A 15,238-nucleotide genomic window follows, 5' to 3' on the forward strand; every position below is an offset into this window, starting at 1 on the left:
GTGGCATACGGGGGACGCGCGGGCTGTCGGCGCCGTACGGGCCCGCGCCGGTGTGAGACTGGCCCGCGACGTGGCGATCCTGGAGCGCGCGAGCAGCGGCGCGGCATGACGGCACGTCAAGGGGGCAGCCGCGCAAGGGTCGGGCCGTCGGCCCGGCTCGGACCGGGCTGTCGGACCGGCTCACGTCGAGCCGTCGGTACGGCTCATGAAGGAGGGACCCATGGCGTCAGCGCCGGAAGCCGCGTCCGGCGGCACGATCACCACCGACGTCCCCGCGCGCCTCGACCGGCTGCCGTGGTCGCGCTGGCACTGGATGATCGTGATCGGCCTGGGCACCGTGTGGATCCTCGACGGCCTCGAGGTGACCACCGTCGGCAACATCGCCGGGCGGATCTCCGAACAGGGCAGCGGGCTGTCGATCACAGCCGCCCAGATCACGGGCATCGCCGCCGCGCTCTACGTGGCGGGCTCCTGCGCGGGCGCGCTGTTCTTCGGCTGGCTGACCGACCGCTTCGGCCGCAAGAAGCTCTTCATGGTCACCCTCGCGGTCTACCTCACCGCGACCGCGATGACCGCGCTGTCCTTCCAGCCCTGGTGGTTCTTCACCTTCCGCTTCCTGACCGGCTTCGGCATCGGCGGCGAGTACGCGGCGATCAACTCGGCCATCGACGAACTGATCCCGTCCCGATTCCGCGGCCGGGTCGACCTGATCATCAACGGCAGTTACTGGCTCGGCGCCATCGGCGGCTCGCTGCTGTCGATCGTCGCGCTGAACACCGACATCTTCCCCAAGGACGTCGGCTGGCGGCTCACCTTCGCCCTCGGCGTCGTCCTCGGTCTGGTGATCCTGGTGGTACGGCGGCACGTGCCGGAGAGCCCGCGCTGGCAGTTCATCCACGGCTACGGCGACGAGGCGGACCAACTGGTCGGCACGGTCGAGCGGGAGATCGAGGAGGAGAAGGGCGAGCGGCTGCCGCGCGCCAAGAACTCGATCACCATCCACCAGCGCAAGAGCATCGGATTCGGGCTGATCGCCAAGACCGTCTTCCACAAGTACCCCAAGCGCGCGGTGCTCGGCCTGTCGCTCTTCATCGGCCAGGCGTTCCTCTACAACGCCATCACCTTCGGGTTCGGCTCCATCCTCACCACCTTCTTCGGCGTCTCGACCGGCAAGACCGGCTACTACTTCGCGGTCATCGCGGCGGGCAACTTCCTCGGCCCGCTGCTGCTCGGCAAGCTCTTCGACACCGTCGGCCGCCGGATCATGATCTCCTCGACGTATCTGATCTCCGGCATCCTGCTGTTCGGCACGGCGTGGCTCTTCCACCGCGGCTCGCTGGACGCCACGACGATGACCGCGTGCTGGTGCGTCGTGCTGTTCTTCGCCTCCGCCGGTGCCAGCAGCGCGTATCTGACCGTCTCGGAGATCTTCCCGATGGAGACCCGCGCGATGGCCATCGCCTTCTTCTACGCGATCGGTACGGCCGCCGGCGGCATCAGCGGGCCGCTGGTCTTCGCCGACCTCACCAAGTCCGGTGTCGTGGACGACACCGTGCTGGCCTTCGTGATCGGCGCGTCCCTGATGTGCGCGGCGGGCCTGGTCGCGGCGGTGCTCGCGGTCAAGGCCGAGGGCCGCTCGCTCGAGGACATCGCCACCCCGCTGTCGTCCGCCGAACCGGCGTCCGCCTCCGCCTAGCGGCGGGCCCCGCGGGGCGAACCGAGTGGACGCGGCCGGATTCCGGTCGCGTCCACTGTCTTGTCCGGGGCCCGGAGCCGGTGCTACGTTCACCGCCAATCGAACGAATCGAATCAGTTCGACAGTCGAGGGACTCGGAGTCGGTCATGACGGTGACGATCGCGGATGTGGCGCGGCACGCGGGCGTTTCGCGCAGCACGGTGTCGTACGTCCTGAGCGGCAACCGGACCATCTCGCCCGAGACCATCAGGCGCGTCGAACTGAGCATCGAGACGCTGGGGTTCAGGCCGCACGCCGGGGCGCGGTCCATCCGCACCCGCCGCACCGGTGTGATCGCGATGGCCCTGCCGATGGTCTACGGCCCGCACAACCAGGTGCAGATGCCGTACGTCTGGGCCGCACTCACCGCGGCCCAGGACAGCGGGCTCAAGGTGCTGATGCTGACCGACGACGACGGTGAGGCGGCCATCAGGGACGCGGTCGCCAGCGCGCTCGTCGACGGCGTGATGCTGATGGAGGTGCAGCGGCAGGACCCCAGGATCCCGCTGCTCACCGAGCTGAAGTGCCCCGCGGTGCTGGTCGGCACGCCGGACGACCCGCACGGACTGCCGCGCGTCGACTTCGACTTCGCGCTGGCCGCGCGGGCCTGCGCGGAGCATCTGCACGAGTCGGGCCACACCCGGGTCGGCTACCTCGGGCAGGCGCCCGAGGCGTTCGGCCGTGACGTGGCCTACGCGGTGCACGCCCGCGAGTCGGTGCTGGCCGCGCTGGAGAGCGGGGGCAGGACCGCGGTCTGGGCCGCGTGCGAGCCCGCTCCCGGCGGGGTGGTCCGCGCGCTGGACGACCTGCTGACCCGCGAGCCCGAACTGACCGCGCTGATCGTCTACAACGAGCGGGTGCTGCCGCTGGTGATGGACCGGCTCGCCGGTATGGGGTGCGCGGTCCCGCGCGACATCTCCGTCATCGCGATCTGTCCCGACGACGAGGCCGAGCGGTGCACCCCGCCGCTGACCTCGGTGTCGCTGCCCGCCGAGGAACTGGCCAGGGCGGCCGTACGCAGCCTGGCCCGGCGGATCAAGGGCGAGGAGCTGCCCGCGAGCACGCTGCTCGCCCCGACGCTGAAGGTGCGCGGCAGTACGGGTCCAGCCCGCTGAGGCGCGTCCACCGGCGCTTACCGCCTCCGCTCTGACCGGGCGTCACCGCTCTGACCCGGTGTCACCGCTCTGACCCGGTGTCACCGCACCGAACCCGGTGTCACACCGCACCACCCTCTGCGTTTCCTTGCCCACACTCCCTCACGCACGGCACGGACCGGTGGGCGGTCCCGTGCCCGCGGCGCCACTGTCGAATCAATTCGAAAGGCACGTCGATGAGCCGCTCCCTCCCCTTCCCCCGCCTCTCCCGCACCGCCGCCCGACCCGGCACGCTGGCGGCGCTGGCCGCCGCCGGGGTGCTCGTGCTGGCCGCCTGCGGCACCGGCTCCGGCAGTTCGGGCTCCGGCTCCGACACGCTGACGGAGATCGACTACTACGACGCGGCGCCACAGAACACCCAACTGCCGCGGATACTCGACGAGTGCGCCGCCAAGTCCGGCGTGCACATCAAGCACCAGCAGGTGCCGCGCGCCCAGTTCATGCCGAAACTGCTCCAGCAGGCATCGGCCCGCACCCTCCCCGACCTGGCGCTGATCGACAACCCCGACCTCCAGCAACTGGCCGCCACCGGGGGCCTGGTGTCGCTGTCGAAGGCCGGACTGACCACCGAGGGCCTGTACCCGTCGATCGTCGCCGCGGGGCAGTACGACGGCCAGACGTACGGGATCGCGCCGGGCGTCAACGGCCTGGCGCTCTACTACAACAAGGACCTGTTCACCCGGGCGGGGCTCACGCCGCCGAAGACCTGGGACGAACTGACCGCCGCGGCGAAGAAGTTGACCAAGGGCTCCCGCTACGGCGTCGCGTTCAGCGCGGTCGGCACCGAGGAGGGCAGCTTCCAGTTCGAGCCCTTCTTCTGGACCGCGGGCGCCAGCCTTAAGGCGCTGGACTCGCCGCAGGCCGTCAAGGCGCTCACGCTGTGGAAGGACCTGGTCGGTACGGGCTCGGCCTCCAAATCGGTGGTCACCTGGACGCAGGCGGACGTCAACGACCAGTTCCTCGCCGGGAACGCGGCGATGATGGTGAACGGCCCCTGGCAGCTCCCCACGCTCAACGCGGCCAAGGACCTGCACTTCGGCGTGGTGCCCATACCGGTGCCCGATCCCTCCGCGAAGCCGGTCGTGCCGCTGGGCGGCGAGGTCTGGACGGTCGGGCACAGCAATGCGGCGCGCGAGGCCAAGGCCGTCTCCGTGGTGAAGTGCCTGCTCGGCCAGGAGGAGAGCCTGAAGTGGTCCAAGGACGCGGGCTACATCCCCAGCAACCAGCAGGCCGCCGCGCAACTGGCGACCAGTCAGCCGCAGTTGGCGGCCTTCGTGGCGGAGGTCGGCACCGCGCGGGCCAGGACCACGGAACTGGGCACCGACTACCCCAAGGTCAGCCAGGCGCTCGCCGACGCGATCCAGGCCGCGCTCGCGGGCGGCACCAGCCCGCAGTCCGCGCTCGCCCAGGCGCAGCGCTCCGCGCGGAACTAGGCGGGGCCGACCGATGTCCACCACTGTCCGCAACGCCCCGGTGGCACGGGCGAAGCCCGTCGCCGCCCGGCAGGACGGCCACGGCCGCCGCCCCCGGCGCCGCACCGGTCGCTGGGCGGCCTTCGCCTTCATCGCCCCCGCCTGGCTCTACGTCCTCGGCTTCTATCTGTACCCGCTGGCCGGCAACGTCCGGATGGGCTTCCAGAACTACACCGTCTCCTCCTTCTACACCGGCGTCGCGCCGTACGTCGGCTGGGACAACTACACGGCCGTCCTCCACGACAGCCACTTCTCCCGCACCGTCGTCAACACCGTGCTGTTCACGGCCGGTTCGCTGGCCTTCCAGTTCGCCATCGGCCTGGCCCTCGCGGTCTTCTTCAACCGGTCCTTCCCGCTGGGCGGCCCGCTGCGCTCACTGCTGCTGATCCCCTGGCTGCTCCCGCTGGTGGTCTCGGGCACCGCCTGGCGCTGGATCCTCGACACCGACTCGGGCGTGCTCAACCACGCACTGCTGAGCCTGGGTCTGACGGGCCATCCGATCCCGTGGCTCGCCAGCACCCACGACTCGCTGATCGCCGTGACGCTGGTCAACATCTGGGTCGGCATCCCCTTCAACATGGTGATCCTCTACGGCGGACTCCAGAGCATTCCGGGGGAGCTGTACGAGGCCGCGTCGCTGGACGGCGCGAACGCCTGGCGCCGCTTCCGGCACATCACGCTCCCGCTGCTGCGGCCGGTCACGGCCGTGGTGCTGACGCTGGGGCTGATCTACACCATCAAGGTCTTCGACGTGATCATGATCCTCACCCAGGGCGGCCCCGCCGGGTCCTCGCAGACGCTGACCACCTACGCGTACAACCTCTCCTTCCAGCAACTGCTGTTCGGGCGGGGCGCGGCGGTGGGCAACCTGCTCATCGTGGTCGCGGTGGTCTTCGCCGCGGTCTATCTGCGCAGCACCCGTGAGCAGCGGCGGGCGGGACGGTGAGCGCCCCCGCCACCGGCGCGCGCCGGTTCACCCGCCCGCTGAACACCGTGATCGCGCTGCTGATCCTCGCGGTGATGCTCTTCCCGCTGTACTGGATGCTCAACGCGTCGCTGCTGCCCTCGACCGATCTGGTGAAGAGCTCCCCGACCTGGTTCCCGCTGCACGGCACGCTCCAGGGCTACCGCAGGGCGCTGTCCAGCCAGGGCGGCCACCTCCTGGTCAGCCTCGGGGTGTCGGCCGGGACCGTCCTGGTGGTGCTGCTGATCGCGGTGCCCGCCGCGTACGGTCTGGCCCAACTGCGGGCGCCCGGCGGCCGGATGCTCACCTTCGCCTTCCTGGTGGCGCAGATGATCCCCGGCGTGGTGATGGCCAACTCGCTCTACACGATGGCCAACAAGCTCCAGTTGCTGAATTCGCCGCTGGCGCTGATCCTGGCCGACTCCACACTGTGCGTGCCCTTCGCGGCACTCATCCTGAGCACCGCCATGCGCGGTGTGCCCGCGGAACTGAGCGAGGCGGCGGAACTCGACGGCGCGTCACGGCTGCGCACCCTGCTGTCGGTGATCCTGCCGGTCAGCAGGAACGCCGTGGTCACCGCGAGCCTGTTCTCCTTCCTCTTCGCGTGGGCCGACTTCCTGTTCGCCGTCACCCTCACCACCCAGGACGACCGGGCGCCCGTCACCGTCGGCATCTACCGCTTCATCGGCGCCCATCTCAGCGACTGGAACAGCGTGATGGCCACCGGGATCATCGCCTCGCTCCCGGCCGCGGTGCTGCTCGTCATCGCCCAGCGCTACGTGGCGGCGGGCGTGACCAGCGGCGCCGTCAAGGACTGACCCCCAACAGCCCCGCCCGGCCCAACAGCCCCGCACCGCCTCGCGACCACGACCGGACCCTGCGACCCCGGCCGCCCGCGACCCCGACCACCGAGGAGAGACCTTGCCGTCCGCGTTCACCCGCTCCCCGAACCGCCTGCGGTGGCGTCACGGCCACCACGTGCTGGAGATCCAGCCGTGGGGACCCGACAGCGTCCGCGTGCGGGCCGGTGTCCACCGCGTCACCGACGGCCTGCCCGGCGCGCTGGAGACCGCGCCCGCACCCTCCGCGTGCGAGATCGACGTCCACGACACGCACGCCACCTTGACCAACGGCCTGCTGCGGATCACCGTCGCCGCCTCCGACGGACTGCTCACGGCCGTACGCGCCGACACCGGCGCGGAGTTGCTGCGCGAGGAGCCGCCGCACTTCTGGTGGCCGGGAGCACGGCACTTCGAGTCGGCGGGCGGCGGCAAGTACCGGATCGAGCAGCGCTTCGCCGCGTACGACGACGAACGGATCCACGGCCTCGGCCAGCACGGCCACGGCCGCTTCGACCAGAAGGGCACGGTCCTCGAACTCCAGCAGCGCAACGGCGAGGTGACCGTCCCCTTCGCCGTGTCCAGCCGAGGCTACGGCTTCCTGTGGAACAGCCCGGCGGTCGGCCGGGTGGAATTCGCCGCCAACGGCACCCGCTGGGTCGCCGACCGCGCCCAGCAGCTCGACTACTGGCTCACCGCGGGCCGCACCCCCGCCGACGTCCTCGGCCACTACGCCGCCGCCACCGGACACGCCCCCGCCTTCCCGCGCTGGGCCTCCGGACTGTGGCAGAGCAAGCTCCGCTACCGCGACCAGGACGAACTCCTCGCCGTCGCCCGCGAATACGCCCGCCGCGGCCTGCCGCTGTCGGTGATCGTCGTCGACTACCTGCACTGGCGCAATCTCGGCGACTGGGACTTCGACCGCCGCGACTGGCCGGACCCGCGCGCCATGGTCGAGGAACTGCGCGCGCTCGGCGTTGAGTTGGCCGTCTCCGTCTGGCCGTCGGTCAGCCCGCTGTCCACCGGCTACGCGGCGCTTCGGGACGCGGGCCAGCTCGTCGCCACGTACAACGGCGTGACCTCGCACGGCGACTGGCCGGACACCGAGGACGCGGCCGAGGGCATCGGCGTCGCCTTCTACGACGCCACCGACCCCGCCGCCCGCGCCGCCCTGTGGGACCGGCTCCAGGAGCACTACTACAAGCTCGGCGTCCGCGCCTTCTGGCTGGACGCCTGCGAACCGGAGATGCGCCCCGGACACCCGCACAATCTCAGCTACGCGGCGGGCCCCGGCAGCGAGGTCGCCAACCTCTACCCGCGCGAACACGCCCGCGGTGTGTACGAACACCTCGCCGAGCAGGGCGAGACGGAGATCCTGTCGCTGGTCAGATCCGCGTGGGCGGGCTCGCAGCGGTACGGCGTCGCGCTCTGGTCCGGCGACATCCCCGCGACCTTCGACGCGCTCGCCGACTCCATCAGGGCCGGGCTCAACGTCGCCATGAGCGGCATCCCGTGGTGGACCACCGACATCGGCGGCTTCCACGGCGGCGACCCGGACGACGAGGACTACCGCGAGCTGATGGTCCGCTGGTTCCAATTCGCCGTGTTCTGCCCGCTGTTGCGGCTGCACGGTCACCGCGAGCCGCGCGTCTTCCACGGCCCGATCGGCACCGGCGGCGGGCCCAACGAGATCTGGTCCTACGGCGCGGTCGCCGAGCGCGCGATGACCGGCGCGCTGGCCCTGCGCGAGCGGCTGCGCCCCTACCTGCACGCCCAGTTGGACGCGGGGCGCGAGGACGGGCTGCCGCTGCTCCGCCCGCTGCTGCTCGCATTCCCCGACGACGCCACCGCCTGGTCGGTGGACGACCAATTCCTGTGCGGACACGACCTGTTGGTGGCCCCGGTCACACGCCCCGGCGCCCGTGAGCGCCGCGTCTACCTCCCCGCGGGCGCCGACTGGACGCACCTCGAAGGCGCCGGGGCCCCGGACCACCCCACAACGCCGACACCGACGCGGTACGCGGGCGGCCGGTGGGTCACCGTCCCCGCCCCGCTCGACGCCGTACCGCTGTTCGTGCGCGACCGCGCCGACCCGCTCGGCCCACCTGCTGACGTACCCCCCACCCCACCTGTCAAGGAGGACAGATGAACCCGTCCACGGCACGACCCCGGTGGCGCGCCACCGCACTGGCGGCGGCGCTGGGCGCCGCCGTCCTGGCCTGCGCCACCCTCGGCCCGTCCCCGGCCGCCGCGGCCGACACCACCGTCTCCGTCGACCTCGGCAACCAGGGCGCGGTGCCCAACCAGGCCGGCTCCGGCTTCCTCTACGGCCTCAGCCAGGACGGCTCGGGGCCCGCCGACAGCCTGCTCCAACCCCTCAAGCCCACCCTCTTCCGCGGCGGCGGCGCCCGGATCGCGGGCGGCGGCTGGCTGGGCGACGGCTACACCGCGGGCTCCGGCTACCGGATACGCGTCGACTCCGCGCTGTCCCAGGCCCGCCGCGTCACCGCCGCGCCCTACCGCGCCACCTACCACCTGCTGGTCTCCGACGTCTGGGGCGCCGACACCACCCAGCCGTCGAACACCGTCTACCCCTGCGACAACGGCGACTGCTCCAACTGGGCGGCCTTCATCGACCGGCTCGTCGCCGACGTCCAGGCGTCCGGGGTGCCCGTCAGCTACGACATCTGGAACGAGCCGGACGGCACCGGCTTCTGGCAGCGCGGTGTCAACAGCGCGCAGTACTACCAGATGTGGGACACGGCGGTGCGCGAGATCCGCCGCCTGGTGCCCTCCGCGCAGATCGTCGGCCCCTCCTACAGCGGCTACAACCACGGCTGGCTCGACGACTTCCTCGGCCGTACCAAGGCCGACAACACCCTGCCGACCGTCGTCAACTGGCACTTCGGCAACGACCCCGCGGCCGACGCCGCCGACGCCCGCGCCCTGCTGTCCGCGCACGGCATCGCCCCGCTCCCGCTGACCATCAACGAGTACCTGTTCTCGCAGCAGCAGAACGCCGCGTACACCGCCTGGTTCCTCGACCGGCTCTCCGCCTCGGGCGTCGCGTCCGCCGCGCACGCGATCTGGACCGACTGCTGCGGGGCCGGGACGCTCGACTCCCTGCTCGTCGGCGGCCAGCCGACCGGCCAGTGGTGGGTCTACCAGGCGTACGCGCGGATCGGCGGCCATCTGCTGGGCACCACGGGCAGCGGCGGTATCGCCGTCGCCGCGGGCGCGGACACCACCGCCCACCAGGTCCTCGCGCTGATCGGCAACAACTCGGGCCAGGGCGGCACCACCACGGTCACCTTCCAGAATCTGTCCGCCGCCTCCTGGCTGCGCGGCGGCAACGGCAAGGTGCACGCCAAGATCCAGCGCATCCCCGACCAGTCCCCGCTCGGCGCGCCCGCCACCGTCCTGGACTCCGACCTCACCCCAGACGGCAACACCCTGCGCGTCCCCGTCACCCTCACCAGCGGCACCGACGCCTACACGGTCACCCTGACCGCGGGCAACGGCTCCACCGGGCCCGTCGACCCGGTGACGACCGTCGTGGACGGCACCGCCACCAACTCCGGTGACGCCAACTACTTCCAGTACGGCGCCAACTGGGGCGTCGCCAACGGCATCACCGACATGTACCAGCAGACCGCCAACTGGACGTTCACCGCGGGCGCCTCGGCGACCTTCCACTTCCACGGGAGCACCGTCGCCCTGCACGCCGTCCGCGACACCGACCAGGGCATCATGTCGCTCTCGGTCGACGGCGGTTCACCCGTCACCGTCGACAACTACGCGGCCGCCCGCAACGCCTCGGGCACCGTGTGGACCAGCCCCGCGCTCCCGTCCGGCAGCCACACCCTGACCATCACCAACACCGGCGCGCGCAACGCGCACAGCACCGGGAACAACATCGCCGTCGACCGCGCGGACGTCTCGTAGTCCCGAACGCCTCCGCGACGCACACCGGCCCGTCCGCGACCCCCGGCCTTCCGGCCACGGGGCCGCGGACGGGCACCGGTCACACGGCCTCGCCGCCCACCGGCTGCCGAAGGACCAGTCGCAACGCGTAAGCGGGCTCCGTCTCCTGGCGCGCCCAGCCGACCGAGGCGACCGTGTAGGCGGGCCCCTCGCGCAGCCAGTCCGTGGCGGCCTGGAAGAGCTCGGCGGCGTCGCCACCGGCGAGGATCAGCACCCCGTCGTCCTCCACCGTCACCCACATGTCGACATGGCTGTTCACGAACGCGCCCGCCCGGTCGCGCAGTTCGTCCGACACCGACTGGCTGTCACTGGCAATGGTCATGGACCGCACCCCTTCGTCATCCGTCATCCGGATCCCTCATCCCGCAATCGTCAACTACCCCTCGCATTCCCCGTTCACTGTCCGTCACACACTTCACGTGTCGCGCAATCGACGGGGGAGCGGTACGGGCAGGCGTGAACGGCTGAGGGGCCTCCCGGTCCGGGAGGCCCCTCAGCCGTTCGTCGTGCTCGCTGCCTGCTTCCGGCTGCCTACTTCTGCGTCATCAGGCCCGCGCGCAGGCCGGCGATGGTGCGGCTCAGCAGCCGCGACACGTGCATCTGCGAGTAGCCCAGCTCCTCGCCGATCTGCGCCTGCGTCATCTCCTCGCCGAAGCGCATCTGGAGGATCTGCCGGTCGCGCTCGGGGAGCTTGGCGATCAGCGGGGCCAGGCTCTGGAAGTTCTCGATGAGATCCATCGCGTAGTCGCACTCGCCGAAGGTGTCGGCCAGCGTGCGGCCCTCGCCGTCACCGCCGCTCTCACCGTCGTTGTACGGCGTGTCCAGCGAGCCCGCGGTGTAGCCGTTGGCGGCGACCAGGCCCTCGATGACCTCTTCCTCGGTCAGGTCAAGGTGCGCGGCCAGCTCGGCCACCGTCGGGTCGCGGTCCAGCACCAGCGCGAGCGCTTCCTTGGCCTTGCTCAGCTCGACGCGCAGCTCCTGGAGGCGGCGCGGCACGTGGACGGCCCAGGAGGTGTCGCGGAAGAACCGCTTCATCTCGCCGACGATGTACGGGATGGCGAAGGTGGTGAACTCGTTCTCCCGCGACAGGTCGAACCGGTCGATGGCCTTGATCAGGCCGATCGTGCCGACCTGGACGATCTCCTCCATGTCGGTGGCCGGCCGGTTGCGGTAGCGCCCGGCGGCGAAGTGCACCAACGAGAGGTTCATCTCGATCAGCGTGTTGCGGGCGTACTGGTATTCACGGGTGCCCTCCTCGACGGCCTGGAGCCGGTCGAAGAAGAGCTTCGACAGCGCCCGCGCGTCCTTGGGGGCTACCGCCGTGGCGTCGTCGATCCGCGGAAGTTCACCAATCAAGCCGCCCTCGGATCGCGGTGATGCCTCAAGCGTCGCCGTTTCGTACGCGCTGTCCGACTGCTGAACCTGTGTGGTCACGTCATCGCCTCGCCTCGGTAAGACTGTCCACAAGCCGCTTGCCCGCTGTCGAACGTCCTATGCCAACTTTTTTTCGAGCAATTTTTCCGGGCCCCGAACGGGTCCGAGCGGCGGCCTGTTTCGCGTCCTCGTCCGTGTTCTGCCGGGTCCCGTCGCGCGTCCCGTCTCCGGCCGCGCGCCGCGACTACTGCCCCGCACGGTAGCGCAATCCGTCCATGAGCAGGTCCAGCAGACGTCCCGCCTGCGCCCTGCGCTCCGGACCGGCCGCCGACAGCGCCACCCCGCCGAGCCCGACGAGCACGTCTTCGGGGTCGGCGTCCGCCCGCAGCGTCCCGGCCTCCGCGCCCGCCCGCAGCAGGGTGCCGACCGCGCCGAGCAGCGCCTCACGGCTGTGCGCGAAGGGGTCGCCGCCGGACGCGATCACGGCGCGCAGCGCGTCGGCCATGCCGCGCTTGGTCGTCATGTAGTCGATGAAGTGGTCCATCCAGGCGCGCGCCGCCACGTCGGGGGGAGCGGCGGTGAGCAGCCGGGGCGCGGCGTCGCACAGCCGGGTCAGCTCGTTGCGGTACGCGGCCTCGACCAGCGCCTCTCGGGTCGGGAAGTTCCGGTAGAGCGTGCCGATGCCGACCCCCGCGTCCTTGGCGATGGCCTCGAGCGTCACCTCGGGCCCGTCGTGGGCGAACGCGCGCACGGCGGCGGCCAGCAGCCGGTCGCGATTGCGCTGCGCGTCGGCGCGCAGGGGGCGGGGTGAGGTGCCCGGCACGGTGTCTCTCCTCGGTGGGACGCGGATCGTCGGGGTACGGGGGCCCGGCGAATTTGCAAGCGGAGGTTCCTCCACTTACGGTGGATCTGAGCGGAGGTTCCTCCGGTTTTTATCGTACCGGCAGTGCCATGCCCTCCGCGCTACCGAGGAGACGCACGGATCATGACGTCAAACCCCCTCATCACCACCCCCTTCACCAGGGAGTCCACCGCCGCCGACGTGCTGGCGGGCATCGATCTGACCGGCCGCCGCGCCGTCGTGACCGGTGGCGCGTCCGGTATCGGTGTCGAGACCGCCCGCGCCCTGGCCGCCGCCGGGGCCGAGGTGACGCTGGCCGTACGGGACGCCGAGGCAGGCCGGCGGACCGCCGAGGACATCACGAGGACCACGGGGAACGAGCAGGTGCGGGTCGCTCCGCTCGACCTGGCCGACCAGGCGTCCGTCGCCGCCTTCGTCGCGGACTGGCAGGGGCCGCTGCACATGCTGGTCAACAACGCCGGAATCATGGCCTCGCCCGAGATGCGCACCCCGCAGGGCTGGGAGATGCAGTTCGCCACCAACCACCTCGGCCACTTCGCCCTGGCCACCGGCCTGCGCCCGGCGCTCGCCGCGGCGGGCGGCGCCCGCGTGGTCGCGGTCAGCTCCAGCGCCCATCTGCGCTCGCCCGTCGTCTTCGACGACATCCACTTCCGCGAGCGGCCGTACGAGCCCTGGTCCGCGTACGGCCAGTCCAAGACCGCCAACGTGCTGTTCGCCGTCGAGGCCACCAAGCGCTGGGCGAGTGACGGCATCACCGTCAACGCGCTGATGCCGGGCGGGATCAGGACCAAGCTCCAGCGCTATGTGTCCGACGAGGAGCTGAACCGGCTGCGCGCCGAGCGCGGCCCCGACCTCCCGCGGTGGAAGACCCCGGAGCAGGGCGCGGCGACCTCGGTGCTGGTCGCGGCCTCTCCGCTGCTCGACGGCGTCGGCGGCCGGTACTTCGAGGACTGCGACGAGGCGGCGGAGAACCGGCCCGGCGCCCCCGACGGCGTCGCGGCCTACGCCCTCGACCCGGAGGCGGCGCGGCGGCTGTGGGAGGTGTCCGTGGCGACCCTGGCCGCGGGATAGCGCGGCGGGGACAACGGCGGGGACATCTCCGGTGGCATCGGCGGGGACGTCTCCGGGAACGCACGGAGGCTTCCGTATATACGGTGGCGCCGCGGTACGTCACGCACCGCGGCGCCCGGCCGATGGCCGCTCACCCGCGCTTCTGACCGCCTTCGCGCCCGGTGCGGTCGGGGTCAGTGGTGCACCCGCCTTTACGGCAGTTCACGTCGGAGCATGACATCGTGGATCACCTCCTCTCGTCCGGCTCGGTCCCCGGCAGGTCGCCGGGGACGCAGTCCAGCAGGAGTTTGTCGACGCGCCTGCCCTGCCACAGCGCGGCGCTGCGCAGCCGCCCGGCGTCACGGAAACCGGCCTTGAGGTAGGCGTGCACCGCGGCGGTGTGCGGAGCGAGTACCTCCAGCCACACCGCGCTCAGCGACGCGATGGTGAAAGCCCAGTCGAGGGTGAGCGCGGTGGCCTCGGCGGCGTAGCCCAGGCCGCGGTGCTCCGGGGCGATGACAAGGGTGTACTCGGCGCTGTTGGCCGACTGGTCGACGCTCAGCGCGGTGGTCCCGACCGGAATGCCACTGTCCGTGGTGATCACTTCGAAGAGTTGGTAGTGGGTGGAGGTATGGCCACTGTGGAAACGAGCCTGGAAGACTTCCCAGGACACCGGCCAGCGGGCCCCGAATCCGACGACGGTCGCCGGATCGGTCTCCCACCGGTGGTAGTCCTGCATCATCTCTTCCCTCGCCAGTGCCAGCGCCAACCGTGCCCCGCTGCGCAGCGGAACGGGTGCGGCGGAGCGGCTGTTGGTCATCACGCGCGGTCTCTCCTCCGTGTGCCCTGTCCGGCTCCGGACAGCCGTCCGTAAAGCGTCATTCCACTTTCCGCGTCACCTGGGCAGATCCGCTGTATTGGCCATCGCCCGGTGGGCCGTGTGCTTGCGCCCCCGGCACGCGGGCGGCCCGGCCGGCCCCGGCGCACGTCGGCCGGGCGGCTCGCCGGATCTGGCGGGAAAACGATGCACCTGTTCCGCGCACGCCCGCCTGCGCGTGCCCCTGCGTCGTACGCGGTGCGGGTGACCGGTGTGACGCGTGGTCCAGTGCGATCCGGACGATTTCCCGCAGAACGGCCGCACCGCCGTCCGAGGCCCGCGCGACGCACGCCCGTTCGGGGGAATGCCGGGCCAGGGGCTCGCGTTCGCGGATACGGAGAACGGGCCGGCCGCTTGGTTAAGGTGACCGGTGGGACCCGTATTGACCACATCTGTCAGGAGCGGTGAATGAGCGACGGCGACGACTTCAATGCCCGGATCACGGCCGAGTTCCGGGCCAACCACGGGAAGGTCGGCGGCCCCTTCGAGGGCGCGCCGATGGTGCTGCTGCACACCCGCGGCGCCCGTACCGGCATCGAGCGCGTCAACCCGCTGATGTACATGGCCGACGGGGACCGCTATCTGGTGTTCGCCTCGAAGGGCGGCGCCGACACCCACCCCGCCTGGTACCTCAACCTCCTCGCGCACCCCGACATCGACATCGAGATCGGCGACGAGACCATCCCCGTGCACGCCGAGGAGCTCAAGGGCGCCGAGCGCGACGAGAAGTACGCCGAGCAGGCGTCCCGCTTCCCCGGCTTCGCCGACTACCAGAAGAAGACCAGCCGGGTCATCCCGGTGATCGCGCTCAGCCGCCGTTAAGCCCTAGGTCTATTGACCTGGAGGGTTGTTGACGCGGGTGATGGGTGGCTGGCCGCCGAGTGCGGTGTGGGTGCGGTGGTGGTTGTAGGTGTGGAGGAAGTCTGC

13 protein-coding genes are annotated in these 15,238 nt (G+C 71.2%); 9 read left to right on the forward strand and 4 right to left on the reverse strand.

Annotation, left to right across the window (positions count from 1 at the left end; all coding sequences use genetic code 11):
* The first annotated feature begins 220 nt into the window (after positions 1-220).
* From ACFZAM_RS35685 to ACFZAM_RS35715, 7 genes are all read left to right on the forward strand, one after another.
* On the forward strand, positions 221-1,696 hold the full coding sequence (locus ACFZAM_RS35685; protein WP_391052366.1) for an MFS transporter: 1,476 nt from the start codon (positions 221-223) through the stop codon (positions 1,694-1,696).
* Between the two features lie 146 nt (positions 1,697-1,842).
* Complete coding sequence (locus tag ACFZAM_RS35690) at positions 1,843-2,850, forward strand: substrate-binding domain-containing protein (protein WP_391052369.1); 1,008 nt, start codon at positions 1,843-1,845, stop codon at positions 2,848-2,850.
* A gap of 215 nt (positions 2,851-3,065) precedes the next feature.
* Positions 3,066-4,322, forward strand: coding sequence for an extracellular solute-binding protein (locus tag ACFZAM_RS35695; RefSeq protein ID WP_391052371.1), 1,257 nt, complete (start codon positions 3,066-3,068; stop codon positions 4,320-4,322).
* Between the two features lie 13 nt (positions 4,323-4,335).
* On the forward strand, positions 4,336-5,307 hold the full coding sequence (locus tag ACFZAM_RS35700) for an ABC transporter permease subunit (protein WP_391052374.1): 972 nt from the start codon (positions 4,336-4,338) through the stop codon (positions 5,305-5,307).
* A 74-nt stretch (positions 5,308-5,381) separates the two neighbouring features.
* Positions 5,382-6,143 (forward strand): ABC transporter permease subunit, encoded by a 762-nt coding sequence (locus ACFZAM_RS35705; RefSeq protein ID WP_391052400.1) that lies wholly within the window; start codon positions 5,382-5,384, stop codon positions 6,141-6,143.
* 103 nt (positions 6,144-6,246) lie between these two features.
* On the forward strand, positions 6,247-8,313 hold the full coding sequence (locus ACFZAM_RS35710; protein WP_391052377.1) for a TIM-barrel domain-containing protein: 2,067 nt from the start codon (positions 6,247-6,249) through the stop codon (positions 8,311-8,313).
* Positions 8,310-10,109, forward strand: a complete 1,800-nt coding sequence (locus tag ACFZAM_RS35715; protein ID WP_391052380.1) for a beta-xylosidase — start codon at positions 8,310-8,312, stop codon at positions 10,107-10,109. The genes ACFZAM_RS35710 and ACFZAM_RS35715 overlap by 4 nt, the downstream gene beginning before the upstream one ends.
* 79 nt (positions 10,110-10,188) lie before the next feature.
* Here ACFZAM_RS35715 and ACFZAM_RS35720 read toward each other — a convergent pair whose 3' ends face one another.
* The 3 genes from ACFZAM_RS35720 to ACFZAM_RS35730 all read right to left on the reverse strand — a co-directional run bounded on the left by ACFZAM_RS35720 (position 10,189) and on the right by ACFZAM_RS35730 (position 12,345).
* The gene (locus ACFZAM_RS35720) at positions 10,189-10,470 is read right to left on the reverse strand and encodes a hypothetical protein (protein ID WP_391052382.1); all 282 of its coding nucleotides are present in this window, start codon (positions 10,468-10,470) and stop codon (positions 10,189-10,191) included.
* 209 nt (positions 10,471-10,679) lie between these two features.
* Entirely contained in the window at positions 10,680-11,582 is a 903-nt protein-coding gene (locus tag ACFZAM_RS35725) for a SigB/SigF/SigG family RNA polymerase sigma factor (RefSeq protein WP_391052386.1), read from the reverse strand.
* A 184-nt stretch (positions 11,583-11,766) separates the two neighbouring features.
* On the reverse strand, positions 11,767-12,345 hold the full coding sequence (locus tag ACFZAM_RS35730) for a helix-turn-helix domain-containing protein (protein WP_355345886.1): 579 nt from the start codon (positions 12,343-12,345) through the stop codon (positions 11,767-11,769).
* A gap of 162 nt (positions 12,346-12,507) precedes the next feature.
* On the opposite strand from ACFZAM_RS35730, the gene ACFZAM_RS35735 reads away from it, so the two are divergent.
* Positions 12,508-13,455 (forward strand): SDR family NAD(P)-dependent oxidoreductase, encoded by a 948-nt coding sequence (locus tag ACFZAM_RS35735; RefSeq protein ID WP_391052390.1) that lies wholly within the window; start codon positions 12,508-12,510, stop codon positions 13,453-13,455.
* Positions 13,456-13,681: 226 nt separating this feature from the next.
* Here ACFZAM_RS35735 and ACFZAM_RS35740 read toward each other — a convergent pair whose 3' ends face one another.
* Complete coding sequence (locus ACFZAM_RS35740) at positions 13,682-14,254, reverse strand: GNAT family N-acetyltransferase (RefSeq protein ID WP_391052393.1); 573 nt, start codon at positions 14,252-14,254, stop codon at positions 13,682-13,684.
* Between the two features lie 465 nt (positions 14,255-14,719).
* Between ACFZAM_RS35740 and ACFZAM_RS35745 the strand changes: the two genes are divergently transcribed.
* Positions 14,720-15,133 (forward strand): nitroreductase family deazaflavin-dependent oxidoreductase, encoded by a 414-nt coding sequence (locus tag ACFZAM_RS35745; protein ID WP_355345895.1) that lies wholly within the window; start codon positions 14,720-14,722, stop codon positions 15,131-15,133.
* The last annotated feature ends 105 nt before the right edge of the window (positions 15,134-15,238 follow it).

It is taken from the genome of Streptomyces sp. NPDC008079, from assembly GCF_042957385.1.
Classification (GTDB): Bacteria; Actinomycetota; Actinomycetes; order Streptomycetales; family Streptomycetaceae; genus Actinacidiphila.

Coding starts and splice junctions, on each gene's coding strand:
- ACFZAM_RS35735 (WP_391052390.1), top strand. CDS start 12,508: ATGACGTCAAACCCCCTCATCACCACCCCCTTCACCAGGGAGTCCACC.
- ACFZAM_RS35740 (WP_391052393.1), bottom strand. CDS start 14,254: ATGACCAACAGCCGCTCCGCCGCACCCGTTCCGCTGCGCAGCGGGGCA.
- ACFZAM_RS35705 (WP_391052400.1), top strand. CDS start 5,382: ATGCTCTTCCCGCTGTACTGGATGCTCAACGCGTCGCTGCTGCCCTCG.
- ACFZAM_RS35695 (WP_391052371.1), top strand. CDS start 3,066: ATGAGCCGCTCCCTCCCCTTCCCCCGCCTCTCCCGCACCGCCGCCCGA.
- ACFZAM_RS35700 (WP_391052374.1), top strand. CDS start 4,336: ATGTCCACCACTGTCCGCAACGCCCCGGTGGCACGGGCGAAGCCCGTC.
- ACFZAM_RS35690 (WP_391052369.1), top strand. CDS start 1,843: ATGACGGTGACGATCGCGGATGTGGCGCGGCACGCGGGCGTTTCGCGC.
- ACFZAM_RS35720 (WP_391052382.1), bottom strand. CDS start 10,470: ATGACCATTGCCAGTGACAGCCAGTCGGTGTCGGACGAACTGCGCGAC.
- ACFZAM_RS35745 (WP_355345895.1), top strand. CDS start 14,720: ATGAGCGACGGCGACGACTTCAATGCCCGGATCACGGCCGAGTTCCGG.
- ACFZAM_RS35715 (WP_391052380.1), top strand. CDS start 8,310: ATGAACCCGTCCACGGCACGACCCCGGTGGCGCGCCACCGCACTGGCG.
- ACFZAM_RS35685 (WP_391052366.1), top strand. CDS start 221: ATGGCGTCAGCGCCGGAAGCCGCGTCCGGCGGCACGATCACCACCGAC.